The organism is Paenibacillus taichungensis, assembly GCF_050994985.1.
GTDB classification, from domain to species: Bacteria; Bacillota; Bacilli; order Paenibacillales; family Paenibacillaceae; genus Paenibacillus; species Paenibacillus taichungensis.
In genome coordinates, this window is the sequence record NZ_CP194720.1 from 122,216 (window position 1) to 139,275 (window position 17,060).

Genomic DNA, 17,060 nt, shown 5'->3' on the forward strand with positions numbered 1-17,060 from the left:
GTCATTTAAATGAAAAAAGGGTCCGCAAGTTTGGTCATGATGCTGATTTTGGTATTCGTATTATCCGCGTGTTCTTCAGGTGGAAGCAACAGTGCAGAAGGAGAAAAAGGAGAAAAAGTAAAACTTACCTTCTCTGTATGGGGAGATGTCAACTCCGGTGCGGATGAAGTGAAGCTTGCGGAAGAGTTCAATGCTGCACACCCGGATATCGAAGTGAAATTTGAGCCTATTCCAAGTGAGGGTTATGGAACAAAACTCACTACATCCCTGGCAGCAGGTCAGGCACCAGACGTATTCCTGGTTGGTGAAGGTGACTACTACAAATACGTGGATAAAGGTGTAATTGAGCCGCTTGACGATTATTTGAGCAAAGACACCGCGTTTAATCTGGATATTTTCCAAAAGGATCTCATTGAAAATATGAAAATCGAAGGCAAACAATACTACTTGCCTAAAGATTTCAACCCACTTGCTCTGTGGTACAACAAACGTATGTTTGACGAAGCGGGAATCCCTTATCCAACAGATGAATGGACATGGGATGACATGATTGCAACTGCACAGAAACTGACTAAAAAAGACGGCAATAAATATACTCAATTCGGATTCAACGCAGGCAAATGGGAATATCCGATCTATACGTACCTGTGGGATTACGGTACAGACATTGCGAATGACGATGGAACAGCTGCAGAAGGCTACATGAATAGTGAAAAAACGATAGCGGCAATGGATAAATACGTCTCTTGGTCCCAAGGAGATAGCCGTGTATCCCCGACGCCACTGGATTCCGAGACGCTTGGCGGAGATTCATCGATGTTCATGACAGACAAGCTCGCTATGATGATTACAGGTCGTTGGATCAAAGGTGACCTCGACAAATCCGATGTTCAATATGGTTCTGCACTTATTCCGCAAAATACGGATGGTACTCGTTCAAGCATCATCGCAAGTGCGGGTTGGGCGATCAACGCAGCCGGTAAAAATAAAGAAGCAGCTTACGAACTGGTGAAATGGCTCTCGGGTACAGATGCACAGAAGCTTCGCTCTGCAAATGGTAAAGTACTGCCAGCGACTGTGAAGGAATTGGACGAAGTTAAAGCCAAAGAAGTAGCAGACAAACCGGTCATCGAAATGATGGATTATGCTAAAAAACCGGTAACCATGCGTTCTACAAACGGACCTGTGTTTGTTGAAGAATTCACCAAGGCGCTGGAAAAAGTGCTGCTTGGCAAACAGGATGTCAAAGGCGCTCTGGATGAAGCTGCGAAGAACGTTGACAGCAAAATCAAGTAAAAACCATGCGGGTGAGTCGGCGGCCATGCTGATTCACCCTCTTCATCAAGGAGGCTGCTATGCGTAATTCTAAATCCGAGCGTGCCGGGTATTGGTTCATATTGCCCTGGCTTATAGGCTTGTTGCTCTTTACCATTGGTCCAATGTTATTCTCTCTGCTGTTGGCTTTCAGCAAATGGGATATTATTACCGGCGTACAATCGATCGAATGGGTCGGTCTGGATAACTTCAAAACGATGTTTCATGACGAGCTGTTCTATCAATCGTTGAAAGTTACCTTTATTTTCGCTCTGGTATCCGTACCGCTGTATCAGGTGGCATCACTGCTTATCGCCTTACTGCTGAATATGCGGAACAGAGGGATGAAATTTTTCCGATTGATTTATTTCATGCCTTCCGTTATTCCGGCTGTTGCGGCATCAATGATGTGGATTATGATTTTTAATCCGGAATACGGCATTCTGAACCGGGCGCTTGCCTTTTTCGGCGTACAGGGGCCAGCTTGGCTCCAAGATCCGAGTTATGCGCTGGGCGCACTGATTGTCATGGGTTTGTGGGGCGTCGGCAATACGATCATCATTTATTTGTCGGGCTTGCAGGGAGTTCCCGAAGAGCTGTATGAAGCTGCCAATCTGGATGGCGCTGGACCGTTTCAACGGTTTTTCAACATTACATTGCCTATGATTTCTCCAACGGTGTTCTTCAACGTAATTATGGGGATTATCGGCGGATTCCAGTATTTCACACAAGCATTTGTTATGACCAACGGGGGACCGCTGAACTCGACCTTGTTCTATAACTTGTATCTGTACAATAAAGCTTTTACCGATTTTGAAATGGGTTATGCTTCGGCATTGTCCTGGGTATTGTTCATCATCATTCTGGCGTTTACGCTGCTGGTTATCCGCAGTTCTTCGATGTGGGTCTATTACCAGGGCGATAACGAAAAGGATTGAGAGGAGGACAAATGATGAATCAAGCAACGACACGGAAACCGGTCTACTCGAAACTATTCTCTATGCTCATGCTTCTTGCTGGTGCGGCCGTCGTGCTGATCCCGCTGTTATGGACGTTTGCAACATCTCTTAAAACACCTGCGGAGGTGTTCAAAGATGATTTTTTCCCGGCTGTATGGATGTGGTCTAACTATAAAAATGCCGTTCTGGCCATCCCGTTTTTTACATTTTTGAAAAATACGCTGATTATTCTGATTCCGGTATTAGTCGGTACCGTATTCTCGTCTGCCCTATGTGCGTATGGTTTCGCCCGGTTTAACTTCCGCGGCAAACGCACGCTTTTCCTGGTGCTATTGGCGACGATGATGCTGCCTTCACAGGTAACGATGATCCCCATGTTCATCATGTTCAAGGAAATCGGCTGGGTTGATACATTTTTACCACTCATTATCCCTGCATTCTTCGGTGGCGGAGCGTTTAACATCTTCCTGATCCGCCAGTTCATGCGCGGTATTCCGCGTGATCTCGATGAGTCCGCTTTTGTGGACGGAGCAAACAAAATGCAGATTTTCACTAAAATCATGCTGCCACTTTCCATGCCGCCACTGATTGCCGTATCGATCTTTACTTTTATGGGCGTATGGAATGACTTCCAGGGACCACTCATTTATCTGAACTCTAGTGAGAAGTATACGTTGGCTCTCGGATTGTCGATGTTCAAAGGGCTGTATAACGTGGAATGGAACATGCTCATGGCTGCAACGATGCTAATTATGCTTCCGCCACTCCTTGTGTTCTTTGTTGCACAAAAATACTTTATTGAAGGCATTTCTATCTCTTCTGCAATCAAGGGCTAATCGTCTGTATTAATAGAAGAGATAAGCGGTGAGCCAAACCGCAGAGGAGGACTACCATGGCCACATTAACAAGCAGACATCCTTTTAATTTGTATTATAACGCAGGTGAATATGTAAAGATTTGCGGTACCCAGGACGGATACTTTCCTGACTTTGGGCATCACATGGCTAACGAAATGGGCGGTGTATGGCTGCATCCGATCAAGCTGCTGGATGGCTTCTGGCTGAAGGTAACCGATCTGGATCGCAACATTGCGGTATGGGCAAGGGCAGACGGATTCACAAGTGAATCCTGGGGCGGAAGTCGGTTCGATTATGATCACGGATTGAGCCACATTCCGGTATCCATTGAACGCAGTCAGTTTGCCCCCGATTATGAAAAAGGCATGGTCGCAGAATATGAGATCAGCTCTTACGGAAAAGGAACAACCCGGCTTAAGCTGGAGCTGCTGTCACGTACCGATCTCCGTCCAGTGTGGTATTCCGATGAGATCGGAATTATCCCAGGAGCAGGTGAAACGGCAGAAGCCATTACTTCGCGCAAAGTCATCGTCAAAGATGATGCCCAAGACTGGTACGCCATGATTGGAAGTGACCTGCCTGGAACGGAAATGACAGTTGGTCCTGAAATATACGGACCAGAACTGACGGCAGGCAAGGGAATAGGCATTTCTTTTGTAACCGAATGCGCACTGGAGGAGAAGGATGTGTTCCGCTTCCGGTTATTTGTTGCCGGTTCGGAGTCATCCCGTGAAGCCTGTGAGCAGACTTATGCAGTTATCGAACGTAACCATGTCAGCTTGAAAGAGCAGAAGCAGCAGCTCTACGACAAGTTGGATCAGCGCGCAGTGCTGACCATTGAAGGCGAAGATGAGCTGAACGAGCAATTTGCCTGGGTGAAGCGCAATAATCAGTGGCTGGTGCAGCAAGTGGACGGAATTGGTCGTGGTTTGACGGCAGGTGGACCCACGTATCCGTGGTGGTTCGGCTGTGACAGTACGTATGCGCTTCAGGGTGTTCTTGCTACAGGAGATCATCAACTGGTGCGGGATACGTTGAATCTGTTGCTGGAGAAATCCAAGGAAGCGAACGGCAATGGGCGTTTTGTGCATGAAGTGACCACGATAGGTGCGGTGTCTAATCCCGGCAACACGCAGGAGACGGCACACTATATCGCCTTTGTGTGGGAAATGTTCTTGTGGACCGGAGACGATGCACTTCTGCGCGAGCATTATGACTACTGTGTTCAGGGAATCGACTGGCTGCTGGGTGAGATGGACCCGGACGGAGACCTGTTCCCTTCAGGTTACGGCATCATCGAGATTGCCGGATTGAATATGGAACTAATTGATAGTGCCGTATATACAGCCAAGGCACTTCAGGCGCTGGAGCATATGAGTCTCTATTTGGGTGAAACGAAGCGGCACGAAACATATCAAAAACTGGCCGAAAAAGCGATACGCGCAGTGAATGATGTGTATTGGTCTGAAAAAGACAGCCTCTATGCGGATGCCGTTGCACCTATTTCCGATATTTTGCCCAAGGTGGATTACATGGTTTCTCTCGCTGAAAAGCAAGGGATCACAGACTACCGGGAGTACGTGGAAGGATTGCTTGCCGATGCAGGTGAGAATCAGAAAGACCGCGGTTGGCTGCTGAACAAAAACTGGGTCATTGTCACTCCAATGGAAGCAGGAATTGCCGATCAGGACAAAGGACAGCGTGCGCTGGAAGCGATGCGAAACCGCGACTTCATCGGTGAATACGGTACGTATCTTGCTGCCATGTATCAACAGGGCACGATGACCATCTCTACCGGAGCACATGCGGTTGCAGAAGCGGCGTACGGGCATCCGGATCACGCACTGGATTTACTGCGCCGGATGGGAAAAAGCTTCTCACGTGTAGTGCCAGGTTCTTTCTCGGAGATGTCCCCGGACTACGGCTGTGTAGTGCAGGCGTGGACCATCTATGCACTTGCTGTACCAGTGGTACGACACTTCTTCGGCGTTCAACCGGAAGCACAGCACCGTCGTGTAACTTTATCACCTGATATGCCGCAGGCATGGGGCAACAAAACATGTACTCTGGAGCATCTGATGGTAGGCGATGCGGAGTTTGATATTCATTTTGAATCCCGTGAGGGCAAACGTTATGCGAGCATTTCCAATGCATCAGGCTGGACGGTTGTTCTGGACTGGAAAGGCGAGAGACGTGAAAGCAACGAGAAACGAATTGAATGGCAACTAGAGCAATAACATGGGGAGGAACGGGTAATGAAAGGGAACGGAGCACTTCAAGCCGTTATTTTTGATTTGGATGGTGTCATTACCGACACGGCGGAGTACCATTATGTAGCGTGGAAAAAGCTGGGGGAATCGCTGGATATTCCGTTTGATCGGGAGTTCAACGAGCAGTTAAAGGGCATTAGCCGCGGAGAGTCGCTGGCGCGCATTTTACGTCTGGGTGGCAAAGAAGATGCGTATTCGGCAGAGGAAAAGGAAGAATTCGCAAGCCGTAAAAACAAATATTACGTCTCGTTGCTGGACTCGCTGACACCGGAGCACACCTACCCTGGAATCCGGGAATTGCTGCTTGAGCTGCATGCCTCCGGCATTCCTGCGGTGATCGCCTCGGCCAGCAAAAATGCTCCTCAAATTCTGAAGGCGCTGGAGTTGGACTCACTCTTCCGATATGTGGTTCATCCGGATTCCGTACCACACGGTAAACCAGCACCTGATCTGTTCCTGCGTGGAGCAGAAGAAGTGGGTGCTGACGTTAAAGCCTGCATCGGCATCGAGGATGCGCAGGCAGGTATTGAGGCCATCAAATCCGCAGGCATGATCGCCGTGGGTATTGGTGAAGAAGCTGTACTTAAAGGTTCCGGAGCGGACGTGGTGCTGAAAGATACGAAGCAGCTCACGCTGTCATTCCTGGAGCGTACGTTGCAGTAGCACAGCCATTAAGCAGAAAAGGGGAGATGCAGCATGAACCGGGCATGGTGGAAAGAAGCCGTTGTATATCAGGTGTACTGGCGGAGCTTCCTGGACGCGAATGGGGACGGCATTGGGGATTTGGAGGGCTTGATGCTCAAGCTCGACTATATTAAAAGTTTGGGTATTGATGTCATCTGGCTTAATCCCATTTATGAATCGCCGGATAAAGATAACGGATATGACATAGCGGATTATTACCGCATCATGGCGAAAGCCGGAACGATGGAGCAGTTCAAGCAATTGCTGGACAAGGTACATGAACTGGGCATGAAGCTCATTATGGATCTGGTGGTCAATCATACATCAGAGCAGCATGCATGGTTTGAAGAATCACGTTCATCTGTCGATAATCCGAAACGCGACTGGTATATATGGAAGCCGGGGAAACCGGATGGCCCACCGAACAACTGGCGCTCCTATTTTGAACCGTCGACCTGGACATATGACGAGCGGACGGGAGAGTATTATTTCCACTCCTTTGCCAAGGAGCAGCCTGATCTGAATTGGGAAAATCCCGAGCTGCGTCAGGAAATTTACCGGATGATGCGTTTCTGGCTGGATCAGGGCATTGACGGCTTCCGCATGGATGTAATTAATCTGCTCGCCAAGCTGGAAGGTTTCCCGGATGCGGAGCACCCGGAGAACATTGATTATCTGGGCAATAATCCAGGCATTCATGAATATTTGCAGGAAATGAACCGGGAGGTTCTCCAGCATTACGACATCATGACTGTAGGAGAAATTCCGTTTGTCACACCAGAGGATGGCCTTCTGTATGTGGGGGATAATCGGAAAGAGTTGCATACGTTATTCCATTTCCAGGTGGCGGATGACATGCCTACTTGGGATCTGAAACGGTACAAGGAAATTCAGGAGAGCTGGTATGAAGCTTTCCGACATGAAGGTTGGAACTCCCAGTTCCTGAACAATCATGATCACACAAGGCAGGTTTCAAGGTACGGGAATGATGGACAATACCGTGTGCAATCCGCCAAACAACTGGCGACCATGATTCATACCCTTCCGGGAACACCGTATGTATTCCAGGGAGAGGAGATCGGCATGACGGGTGTCCGGTTCTCTTCCATTGATGAATATCACGATATTGCAATGAAGAACAAATATAAGGAAGAAATCGGTAAAGGCCGTGCGCCAGATGAAGTGCTCCACAGTCTTCAGCCGCTGAGCCGGGATAATTCCCGCACACCCATGCAGTGGGACAGCAGCAAGCATGCCGGGTTTACCGAAGGGCGGCCGTGGATGCAGGTCAATCCCAACTATGAAGAGATTAATGTGGAGCGGGATTTGGCTGCGCAGGACTCCATATTTGCATATTACCAGCAGCTGATTGCCCTGCGTAAAACACACGCGGTTATGGTCTATGGAGATTATCGTGACCAATCGGCAGGGGAAGAGCATGTATATGCATATAGCCGCAGTCTGGATGGAGAGACATGGCTTGTCATTCTCAATCACTCGGACCGGGAGCAGTCCTATCGTCTGCCTGCTTCATTTGCTGATCGAGCCACGAATGCCCACTTGATCATTGGCAATCTGGATCGCTCAACCTCCGATGAGGTTAGAGAAGGCCACCTTCGTTTACGTCCTTATGAGGCGCTCATTTACTCCTTATAATATATAGCGAGATCACAAGAGCCTGGCGGGGATTTTCCCGTTGGGTTCTTTTATTTTCAAAAAAAGGTACACAAAAGATACAAAATGAACTAAAATGAACTTATATGAACATTATCTGACTAACGAAAGGAATGGATTAATGATGCAAAACCGTTATGCTGCACACCCGAATGAAGTAAAAAACTATGATACATCCCGTCTGCGCGAGGAATTCCTGATGGAGCAATTGTTTGCCACAGATGAATTGGTAACCGTTTACTCTCATGTAGATCGTTATATTGTAGGAACGGCTGTACCTCAAAGCAAGGATATTGCACTTGAAGTGAATCTGAAGGATATCGGAACGAACTTTTTCCTGGAGCGTCGTGAAATCGGTATCATTAATGTTGGAGGTCATGGAACTGTGACAGCTGACGGCCAAGGATACGAGATTGGTGCGAAGGAATGCCTGTACATCGGCAGAGGTGTAAAAGAAGTTGTGTTCAAGAGCAGCGGCAACGATCAGCCGGCTCAGTTTTATTTTGTATCCACACCGGCTCACCACACATATCCAACAGTAAAAGCAACGCAAGAACAAGCTCAGCCGAACCACCTCGGCAGTATCGAAAGCTCGAACGAACGGACAATCTACCGCTATATCCACCAGGGAGAAGGCGGAATCCAGAGCTGTCAGTTGGTGATGGGCATTACGGAACTTGACAAGGGCAACATGTGGAATACCATGCCTGCACATACCCACAACCGCCGTTCCGAAGTATACTTATATTTCAACCTGCCGGAAGATGGCGTCGTATTCCATATGATGGGCGAGCCAAACGAAACACGGCATCTGGTTGTACGTGACCGTCAGGCTATCATCTCTCCTAGCTGGTCCATCCACAGTGGTGTCGGTACGAGCAGCTATACGTTCTGCTGGGCAATGGCTGGTGAAAACCAGACGTTCGAGGATATGGACGGCGTGGCGATGAAGGACTTGAAATAGGCGCGTAAATTCCAAAGAAACAGGAAGTTGATCTGTGATGAATCCATTGAAAAGACATGAAAAAATTATGGAGGCTCTGCTGGAACGGCAGGAAGTCACCGTGAGTGATCTGAGTGAACTGCTGCAGGTGACGGGCAAGACTGTGCGGGAGGATCTCGATAAGCTGGAAGGCATGGGCTTGCTCGTACGTGTCCATGGGGGTGCGATGCTGGCTCAGAACGACCAGTATGGCATCCTGACGAGTCGAGGGGCTACGGAAAAGCATCATTCGGAGAAAACGGAGATTGCCGAGCGAGCCCTTGCTTATATCCAGCCAGGAGATATTGTTGCGCTGGACGGCGGAAGCACCACGTTGGAGATGGCGAAGCGAATGGACAATCAGTCGATTACCGTAGTCACCAATGATTTGTTCATTATTGCTGAGCTGACCAAAAAGGAGCAGGTGCGACTGGTTGTGCCCGGCGGAGCAAGAGTCCGCAATATGCTGGTGGGAGACGATACGTCTGCCTTTATTTCCGGTCTCAACATTCACAAAGCGTTTATCTCAACGACGGCACTTCATCCGGAATTTGGACTTTCCATATATACAGGAGATCTGGTGCCACTAAAAAAAGCGATGATCTCTGCTTCTCAGCAGGTCTATGGCGTCGTGGATCATTATAAATTTGGACAATTTGCCCTTCGGACTTTTGCACACTGTTCGGAGTTGGACTGCATCATCAGCGACAGTCGGCTGGATGAGGAAAAAGCAGCCCTGTACAGGCAAAATGGCATCGAAGTGGATTATCAGAGCTGACCTTCAGTTCCACAGTGGTTACGTGACTGCCGAGGCTGAAGAACACGGCTTGCAACCCAATAACCATGCGGAGGAATCATTCATGAACCCATTTGATTTAAGCGGACAAGTTGCACTCGTCACTGGTACATCAGGAGGTCTGGGGCAAGGAATGGCGATTGGCCTTGCTGAAGCCGGGGCAGATGTTGTGCTGGTGTCTTACTCCAATCCATCGGAAACAGCGCGTGCCATTGAGGCTCTAGGACGCAAAGCGTATGTGATTGAAGCTGATTTGAGCCGTGAGGACGAATTGACCGGGGTGTTTGAAAAGGCATTAGCCTTTCAAGGGAGAATTGATATTCTTGTTAACAATGCGGGAATTATCCGTCGTACACCTGCAGCCGATCACGGTCAGCAGGACTGGCACGATGTCATAGGTCTTAACCTGAACACGGTATTTTTCCTGAGCCAGTTGGCCGGCAGACATATGATTGAACGGGGAAGTGGCAAGATCATTAACATTGCCTCCATGCTGTCTTATCAGGGCGGAATTAACGTACCTGGATACACGGCCAGTAAACATGGGGTTGCCGGTTTAACGAAAGCACTCGCAAATGAATGGGCAGGCAAAGGTGTTCAAATCAACGGGATTGCACCAGGCTATATGGAAACAGACAATACGACTCAGATTCGCGCCGATGAAAATCGGTACCGTGACATCACGGCACGAATTCCGGCTGGACGCTGGGGAACACCTGAGGATCTGAAAGGTCCGGTTGTTTTCCTGGCATCGGCGGCTTCGGATTATTTGAATGGTCACGTACTGAATGTGGATGGCGGCTGGATGGCTCGTTAACGCTGTCAGCGATCGATGCAAAGGAGGCAATGACATGAAACTTGGTATTCTTGCGCATACGTTTGGTAAACAGCCTACAGCACAGCTTGCACAGACCATCGCAGATAACGGATTTAATTCTGTCCAGCTGGCATTAGCCAAGGCCTTGTCGGATGTGGATTCGGCCAATGGCAAGCTGAGCCCTGGACTGGCGAACGAGATAGGAGATCAATTTGCACAGCGTGGAGTCAAGATTGCGGTACTGGGTTGCTACATTAACCCGATTGATCCTGATCCTGTGGCCCGTCGTGCAGACATTGAACGATTTAAGGAGCATCTGCGTTATGCCCGGGATTTCGGTTGCAGCATGGTGGCAACGGAGACTGGGGGCCTGGATACGTATCGCGACTCTCATCCGGACGGATATGAAGAAAAGGCATGGACGGTGCTGCGAGAGACGGTAGAGGAACTGGCTGAAGAGGCGGAAAAGTGGGGCGTTCATGCCGCGATTGAGCCAGTATCTACTCATACGCTTCATACACGTGAACATATGATCCGTCTGTTTGAAGAAATTCCTTCATCCAATCTGGGCATGCTGTTCGATCCTTGTAATCTGATCAAACAGCCGCATGTGGCTGACCAGTCTGCATTCCTGCGTGAGATGATGGAAACGCTGTATCAGCGCATCATTGTCATTCATGCCAAAGATGTGGCTTTCAATGCGCAGGGTGAGAAGTTCAATCCGGTGCCGGGTGAGGGCATTCTGGATTATCCGTTATTTTTTGAACTATTGAAAACCTATAAACCACATATCGATATTTCACTAGAAGGGGTAACGGCGGAAGAAGCTGTCCCGGCGGCCAAGCATTTACGTGAGATTTGGAGTGGCGTTCGGGTATAAACGGTACAAATTCGCGCAGAAGTTCAGCAGGTAATGGTTGCAAAAAAATCCTTAAAACCTTTGCTCCCGCAAAGGTTTTTTTGGTGTAGCAGTCTTCATCATACATATTTAATATTTCTCATCGGAAAAATCGGAAATATTTCTTTTCAAAAGCGACATCTTGTGAGAGAATATGGAAAACATACGCCACCATGTCATGACATCTAGGGATTTGCCAAACGTATAAGTTAAGGGAGGAAACAGATTTATGTCAAACGAACGTGAGCTTTCATTTGAAACATTGGCAATCCATGCCGGCCAGGAGATTGATCCGACTACCCATGCACGTGCAGTACCGTTGTACCAAACAACATCCTACGGATTCCGTGATACGGAGCATGCAGCCAATCTGTTTGGATTGAAAGAGTTTGGCAATATCTATACACGTCTGATGAATCCGACCACGGATGTGTTCGAACAACGTATTGCTGCACTTGAGGGAGGCGCTGGTGCTCTGGCTACCGCTTCCGGTCAGGCAGCGATTACGTTCTCCCTCTTAAACATCGCAGGTGCGGGAGATGAGATTGTTTCCGCAGCGAGTCTGTATGGAGGAACGTACAATCTGTTCTCAACCACACTACCGAAACTTGGCTTAGATGTAAAGTTTGTAGATTCCAGTGATCCTGAAAATTTCCGGGCGGCGATTACGGATAAAACAAAAGCATTGTACGCTGAAACGATTGGTAATCCGCAAGGCAACGTACTGGATATTGAAGCTGTGGCAGCGATCGCCCATGAACATGGCATTCCTTTGATTGTAGACAATACATTCCCAAGTCCATATCTGCTTCGTCCAATTGAACATGGAGCTGATATTGTCGTTCATTCGGCTACCAAATTTATTGGCGGTCACGGTACTTCCATTGGTGGAGTTATTGTGGACAGCGGTAAATTCGACTGGAAAGCAAGTGGTAAGTTCCCGGGACTGACAGAGCCGGATTCCAGCTATCATGGTGTTGTATATACGGAAGCGGTTGGGCCGATTGCTTATATTATCAAAGCTCGTGTACAATTGCTGCGCGACTTGGGTGCTACGATCTCACCTTTCAATTCATGGTTGCTCATTCAAGGACTGGAGACACTGCATCTGCGTGTTGAACGTCATAGCAGCAACGCACTGGCTGTGGCGCAATATCTGGAGAAACATGAGGATGTGGAATGGGTAAGCTACGCAGGTTTGCCGAGTCACCCTTCCTATGAACTGGCACAGAAGTATTTGCCGAAAGGCCAGGGAGCTATTCTGACCTTTGGTATCAAGGGCGGCGTGGATGCAGGACGCAAACTGATTGAAAATGTGAAGCTGTTCTCCCACCTTGCCAACGTAGGTGACTCCAAGTCACTGATCATTCATCCGGCAAGTACGACGCACCAACAGCTGACAGAAGATGAGCAAACCGCAGCAGGCGTTAACCCTGAGCTGATTCGTTTATCTGTAGGTACAGAGAATATTCAGGATATCCTCTACGATTTGGAGCAAGCCATTAAAGCTAGCCAGCAATCAAGCGTTAGTGTTTAATTCATAACGTTAATAAATTTAATTCACACGAGCCGCTTGTCCTTATGGACGAGTGGTTTTTTTTATTTTACATCGGCTAAGGTGAAAAAACCATTTACAAATACAGAGCACAGGCATATAATAAAGCAAAAGTTGTATTGGGTAAAAATAATTGCATAAGTACAAAAATGATTATCATTCTCAATCAAAATGATTTGAAAATCATTCAATAACCATGCTGCTGCGGGATTCCCGCAGCAGCATGTGTCATTTTTAGGGTATTAACAATGGCTCTCATTCTCAATACGACTTCAATACAGGGGACATGGATGCAGCAAAGTGCAATCCACAACCCGACAATCAGAAAGGATTGTGATTCATATGCAAGCGATACACCAACCCATTCAAACCCAGGCCAAAGCTGAACAGCGTTCAGCCAATACACCTGGCCCAGGCCGGGGGCGCAAACCAGACTTTCGGGCTATGCTGCGCAACAAAGAAATGCAAGCTGCTCTGGGCAGTGGACTTTTGATGCTTATTGCCTGGGCGACGGCATCATGGTCTAACCCGTTATCCGTACTACTATATATTGTTGCTTATGCCATAGGTGGATGGACCAAGGCTAAAGAAGGCATGGAGACACTGGTCAAGGATCGTGATCTCGATGTGAATCTGCTCATGATTGCAGCAGCGTTGGGAGCGGCAGCCATCGGCTACTGGAATGAAGGCGCCATGCTGATCTTTATTTTTGCGTTAAGTGGTGCACTGGAAAGCTATGCAACGGAGCGCAGTCACAAGGATATTTCATCACTGCTGGCGCTCAAACCGGAAACGGCGCTGCGTATTGAGGACGGGAAGATGAATCGTGTATCCATCGATGATTTGCAGCCTGGGGATCTGTTGCTGGTGAAACCGGGCGAACTGGTTCCGGCGGATGGTGTCGTGTACCGAGGCAGCTCTTTTATCAATCAGGCCTCGATTACAGGCGAATCCTTACCTGTAGACAAAATTGCTGGTGACGAAGTATTTGCAGGTACCGTGAACGGCGAAGGCGCTCTATATGTGGAGGTAACCAAATCCGCTGAAGGATCGTTGTTTGGCAAAATCATTAAACTGGTGGAAGAAGCGCAGACGGAAGTGCCGGATTCGCAACGTTTTATAGAGCGATTCGAGGGGATATACGCCCGTATTGTTGTCGCCGTAACGGTGCTGGTTATTGCGGGAACACCGTTATTGCTTGGTTGGACATGGAACGAGGCGTTTTACAAAGCAATGGTCTTTCTGGTTGTAGCTTCACCTTGTGCCCTGGTTTCTTCCATTATGCCGGTCATGTTGTCAGCGATGTCCAGCAGTGCACGTCGCGGTATTCTCTTCAAGGGTGGCGCTCATGTGGAGAACATGGCCCAGACTCGGGTGGTTGCTTTTGATAAAACAGGGACATTGACGATGGGTACACCACAGGTGACCGATATTATAACGGCAGACGGATATGACCGGACACAGTTGTTGGGGGCGGTAGCCGCCATTGAGAACCTTTCGATGCACCCGCTGGCTCGGGCCATTGTGGAGCAGGCAAGCAAGGAGGACATCAACCTCCCGATTGCTGAACAGGTTCAAGCTCTGACAGGCTGGGGGATTGAGGGGAAAGTAGACGGCGTTCTCTGGAAAATTGGCAAAACGGATGAAATGGATACGCATCATATCAGTGAGGTAAATAACGCAAATGAGATAGAGAAGCAATTGGGTGTTTCTGATATGAATGATCTTGCTGTATGGCTTGGCATACGTGCCCAACTTGAGGGAGAAGGCAAAACCGTGTCTGCCATCACAGCGAACGGGGAGATGGCCGGACTGATCGCGATGAGGGACACTGTGCGCCCACAAGCGGCCGCAGCGGTAAAAATGCTGGAAGCGATGGGTGTGAAGGTGGCTATGCTGACAGGTGATCGTCCCGAATCGGCAGCAGTAATCGCCCGAGAGACAGGTGTGAGCCTAGTGTACGCAGGTCTGTTGCCCGAAGATAAAGTGAAGCAGGTGCATCTACTTCGCGAACAGTACGGGCAAGTGTTGATGGTTGGGGATGGTGTGAATGATGCGCCTGCACTTGCAGCGGCAACGGTTGGCATGGGCATGGGCGTATCGGGCAGCGGCACGGCACTGGAAGTAGCGGATGTTGTACTGATGAATGACAATATTGAAGAAATCGCTTGGGTGATCAGGCAGGCTCGCCGGGCCCAGCGGACGGTGAAGCAGAATATGTTTTTTGCCATCACGGTAATTCTGGCTCTAATCGCGGGCAACTTCCTTCAAGATGTTGCGTTACCATTGGGCGTGGTAGGCCATGAAGGCAGCACGACCCTGGTTATTCTGAATGGACTAAGACTGCTACGATAACTAAATCCATTTGAAAAAGACGGCGTTTGAACCTTGGGTCAGCGGGTAATGAACCGAAGAGACGATTCCAGAGGAACGTTCTACACGGAATATGACTAAGGGAACGTTGTTATTGGAACATTACCATGCAGTGCGGCAATCTGCTGCTGCAACGAGATGACAATAAAGGGAGCTGTGAAATATGGGACGTTACGTACAAGTGGAACCAAAAGTGAGTGTATTTGTTGAAGATATTGGCCAAGGAACACCGGTTGTCTTTTTGCACGGCTGGCCAGTTAATTATAAAATGTTTGAATATCAATTAAATGTACTGCCGAATCATGGCATTCGTGCCATAGCAATAGATTTTAGAGGTTACGGCAAGTCGGATGCTCCGTCCACAGGTTATGACTACGACCGGATGGCCGACGATGTTCGTGCCGTGATTGATGATCTGGAGTTGACCGACGTGGTGCTTGCAGGCTTCTCCATGGGTGGAGCGATTGCCGTGCATTATATGTCCCGCCATGCGGGACATGGTGTATCCAAGCTGGCGCTATTGTCTGCGGCGGCACCAGTGTTCACGCAGCGTGAGGGTTATCCGTATGGATTGACTCCAGCGCAGCTCACCGAGCAGATTATTGAGCCGATCTTCGCAGATCGTCCGAAGCTGCTGGAGACGTTTGGCGGCATGTTTTTCGCGAAGCAGCACAGCCAGCCGTTTATGGATTGGTTCCATGCACTCGGCATGGAGGCTTCATCTTACAGTACGATTAACAGTGCGATTGCCTTGCGCGATGAGGATCTGCGAGGTGACCTGAGTTCGATTCAGGTACCTACAGCCATTTTGCACGGGAAGAAGGATGAGATATGCCCATTTGAGTTTGCCGAAGAGATGCATAAAGGCATTGCCGGTTCTCAATTGATTGCTTTTGAGGAGAGTGGTCATGGGGCATTCTATGATGAATTGGAAAAATTCAATGCCGAATTGATTCGATTCATCAAATCCGAATTGTGATCGTAGAACGACCTTTACAGATCGTTCCAATTATTTCATTTAATCTTCATTTGTGAACAAAAAAAGAACCTGGAAGTTCAGCGATCCGCTGTCCTTTCAGGTTTTTTGCCGTCCATTCTTGTGTTCATGTGAGGGCTGTTCTTTGTTCTTTTCCATTAAAAGAGTTCAGTTAGACCAATCATCGTGATCAGTCCAAGCAGAAAGGAAACCGTTGCCGCCCGTGCATTGCCGTCGCCGTGGCTTTCGGGAATCAGTTCCTTGTACACGATGAACATCATCGCACCCGCTGCAAAGGCAAGACCGTATGGGACCAGACCAGAGACCAGACTACTGAGTGTGTAACCAATCATGGCTGTAACAATTTCAACTGCACCCGTCAGCGTGGCGATACCGAGCGCCTTAAAGCGACCGATGTTCTGATTGACGAGGAAGAGGGCGACCAGGAATCCTTCCGGCGCATTCTGCAATCCAATGGAGAAGGCAATCAGATTGCCAAGTCCTGCGTCACTGCTTGCGTAGCTGACACCTACCGATAGCCCTTCGGGCAGGTTATGCATGGTGATAGCTGCAATGATCATGAAGGCTTTGGCTTCAATTTTGAAAGGCATCTTCTCGGGATTTTCCAGATCCACATGGGGAATCTTCATCTCTAGCACAAGCAGAACCATGCTGCCCAGCATGATACCAAGGGCAAGTACGAACAAATTGGATTGCCCGAGTGCTTCCGGTATGAGATTGTACACCGAGGCAGAGGTCATGATGCCTGCTGCGTAAGCAAGCAAAATATCACGCAGGCGGTGTGTTACTTTGCGCATAAATAGAATAGGTATGGCCCCAAGGCCGGTAGACATGGCTGAGATAAAGCTGCCAATGAGTGCATCGTTCATGCTTCCATTTTCCCT

General features: G+C 48.7%; 14 protein-coding genes. 13 read left to right on the forward strand and 1 reads right to left on the reverse strand.

The genetic code is table 11. From position 1 onward, the window contains the following. Nucleotides 1–9: 9 nt before the first annotated feature. The 13 genes from ACR1R9_RS00600 to ACR1R9_RS00660 all read left to right on the forward strand — a co-directional run bounded on the left by ACR1R9_RS00600 (nucleotide 10) and on the right by ACR1R9_RS00660 (nucleotide 16,158). On the forward strand, nucleotides 10–1,296 hold the full coding sequence (locus tag ACR1R9_RS00600; RefSeq protein ID WP_433921924.1) for an extracellular solute-binding protein: 1,287 nt from the start codon (nucleotides 10–12) through the stop codon (nucleotides 1,294–1,296). 59 nt (nucleotides 1,297–1,355) lie between these two features. Next, nucleotides 1,356–2,252 carry a carbohydrate ABC transporter permease gene (locus ACR1R9_RS00605; RefSeq protein ID WP_053780124.1) on the forward strand — a complete coding sequence of 299 codons (897 nt, stop codon included), beginning with the start codon at nucleotides 1,356–1,358 and terminating at the stop codon, nucleotides 2,250–2,252. Nucleotides 2,253–2,266: 14 nt separating this feature from the next. After that, a complete protein-coding gene (locus ACR1R9_RS00610) occupies nucleotides 2,267–3,109 on the forward strand; it encodes a carbohydrate ABC transporter permease (RefSeq protein ID WP_076291229.1) in 843 nt (280 codons plus the stop codon). 56 nt (nucleotides 3,110–3,165) lie between these two features. Next, nucleotides 3,166–5,367, forward strand: a complete 2,202-nt coding sequence (locus tag ACR1R9_RS00615) for a glycogen debranching protein (protein WP_433921923.1) — start codon at nucleotides 3,166–3,168, stop codon at nucleotides 5,365–5,367. Between the two features lie 18 nt (nucleotides 5,368–5,385). Further along, the gene (gene pgmB, locus ACR1R9_RS00620; protein ID WP_433921922.1) at nucleotides 5,386–6,063 is read left to right on the forward strand and encodes a beta-phosphoglucomutase; all 678 of its coding nucleotides are present in this window, start codon (nucleotides 5,386–5,388) and stop codon (nucleotides 6,061–6,063) included. Between the two features lie 33 nt (nucleotides 6,064–6,096). Further along, nucleotides 6,097–7,740: an alpha-glucosidase gene (locus ACR1R9_RS00625; protein WP_433921921.1), complete on the forward strand. Its 1,644-nt coding sequence runs from the start codon at nucleotides 6,097–6,099 to the stop codon at nucleotides 7,738–7,740. Between the two features lie 142 nt (nucleotides 7,741–7,882). Then, the gene (gene kduI, locus ACR1R9_RS00630) at nucleotides 7,883–8,722 is read left to right on the forward strand and encodes a 5-dehydro-4-deoxy-D-glucuronate isomerase (RefSeq protein ID WP_099858597.1); all 840 of its coding nucleotides are present in this window, start codon (nucleotides 7,883–7,885) and stop codon (nucleotides 8,720–8,722) included. A 37-nt stretch (nucleotides 8,723–8,759) separates the two neighbouring features. Further along, the gene (locus tag ACR1R9_RS00635; RefSeq protein ID WP_433921920.1) at nucleotides 8,760–9,518 is read left to right on the forward strand and encodes a DeoR/GlpR family DNA-binding transcription regulator; all 759 of its coding nucleotides are present in this window, start codon (nucleotides 8,760–8,762) and stop codon (nucleotides 9,516–9,518) included. Nucleotides 9,519–9,600: 82 nt separating this feature from the next. Next, nucleotides 9,601–10,353, forward strand: coding sequence for a 2-dehydro-3-deoxy-D-gluconate 5-dehydrogenase KduD (gene kduD / locus ACR1R9_RS00640; protein ID WP_053779016.1), 753 nt, complete (start codon nucleotides 9,601–9,603; stop codon nucleotides 10,351–10,353). 34 nt (nucleotides 10,354–10,387) lie between these two features. After that, nucleotides 10,388–11,233 carry a sugar phosphate isomerase/epimerase family protein gene (locus tag ACR1R9_RS00645; RefSeq protein ID WP_433921919.1) on the forward strand — a complete coding sequence of 282 codons (846 nt, stop codon included), beginning with the start codon at nucleotides 10,388–10,390 and terminating at the stop codon, nucleotides 11,231–11,233. Between the two features lie 247 nt (nucleotides 11,234–11,480). Next, the gene (locus ACR1R9_RS00650; protein WP_076291235.1) at nucleotides 11,481–12,788 is read left to right on the forward strand and encodes a homocysteine synthase; all 1,308 of its coding nucleotides are present in this window, start codon (nucleotides 11,481–11,483) and stop codon (nucleotides 12,786–12,788) included. A gap of 360 nt (nucleotides 12,789–13,148) precedes the next feature. Continuing rightward, nucleotides 13,149–15,161: a heavy metal translocating P-type ATPase gene (locus ACR1R9_RS00655; protein WP_433921918.1), complete on the forward strand. Its 2,013-nt coding sequence runs from the start codon at nucleotides 13,149–13,151 to the stop codon at nucleotides 15,159–15,161. A gap of 181 nt (nucleotides 15,162–15,342) precedes the next feature. Continuing rightward, the gene (locus ACR1R9_RS00660) at nucleotides 15,343–16,158 is read left to right on the forward strand and encodes an alpha/beta fold hydrolase (protein ID WP_433921917.1); all 816 of its coding nucleotides are present in this window, start codon (nucleotides 15,343–15,345) and stop codon (nucleotides 16,156–16,158) included. 155 nt (nucleotides 16,159–16,313) lie between these two features. Here the strand turns inward: ACR1R9_RS00660 and ACR1R9_RS00665 are convergent, their stop codons facing one another. Continuing rightward, entirely contained in the window at nucleotides 16,314–17,045 is a 732-nt protein-coding gene (locus ACR1R9_RS00665; protein WP_053779008.1) for a ZIP family metal transporter, read from the reverse strand. Between the last annotated feature and the right edge of the window lie 15 nt (nucleotides 17,046–17,060).

Coding starts and splice junctions, on each gene's coding strand:
- ACR1R9_RS00600 (WP_433921924.1), top strand. CDS start 10: ATGAAAAAAGGGTCCGCAAGTTTGGTCATGATGCTGATTTTGGTATTC.
- ACR1R9_RS00605 (WP_053780124.1), top strand. CDS start 1,356: ATGCGTAATTCTAAATCCGAGCGTGCCGGGTATTGGTTCATATTGCCC.
- ACR1R9_RS00610 (WP_076291229.1), top strand. CDS start 2,267: ATGAATCAAGCAACGACACGGAAACCGGTCTACTCGAAACTATTCTCT.
- ACR1R9_RS00615 (WP_433921923.1), top strand. CDS start 3,166: ATGGCCACATTAACAAGCAGACATCCTTTTAATTTGTATTATAACGCA.
- pgmB (WP_433921922.1), top strand. CDS start 5,386: ATGAAAGGGAACGGAGCACTTCAAGCCGTTATTTTTGATTTGGATGGT.
- ACR1R9_RS00625 (WP_433921921.1), top strand. CDS start 6,097: ATGAACCGGGCATGGTGGAAAGAAGCCGTTGTATATCAGGTGTACTGG.
- kduI (WP_099858597.1), top strand. CDS start 7,883: ATGCAAAACCGTTATGCTGCACACCCGAATGAAGTAAAAAACTATGAT.
- ACR1R9_RS00635 (WP_433921920.1), top strand. CDS start 8,760: ATGAATCCATTGAAAAGACATGAAAAAATTATGGAGGCTCTGCTGGAA.
- kduD (WP_053779016.1), top strand. CDS start 9,601: ATGAACCCATTTGATTTAAGCGGACAAGTTGCACTCGTCACTGGTACA.
- ACR1R9_RS00645 (WP_433921919.1), top strand. CDS start 10,388: ATGAAACTTGGTATTCTTGCGCATACGTTTGGTAAACAGCCTACAGCA.
- ACR1R9_RS00650 (WP_076291235.1), top strand. CDS start 11,481: ATGTCAAACGAACGTGAGCTTTCATTTGAAACATTGGCAATCCATGCC.
- ACR1R9_RS00655 (WP_433921918.1), top strand. CDS start 13,149: ATGCAAGCGATACACCAACCCATTCAAACCCAGGCCAAAGCTGAACAG.
- ACR1R9_RS00660 (WP_433921917.1), top strand. CDS start 15,343: ATGGGACGTTACGTACAAGTGGAACCAAAAGTGAGTGTATTTGTTGAA.
- ACR1R9_RS00665 (WP_053779008.1), bottom strand. CDS start 17,045: ATGAACGATGCACTCATTGGCAGCTTTATCTCAGCCATGTCTACCGGC.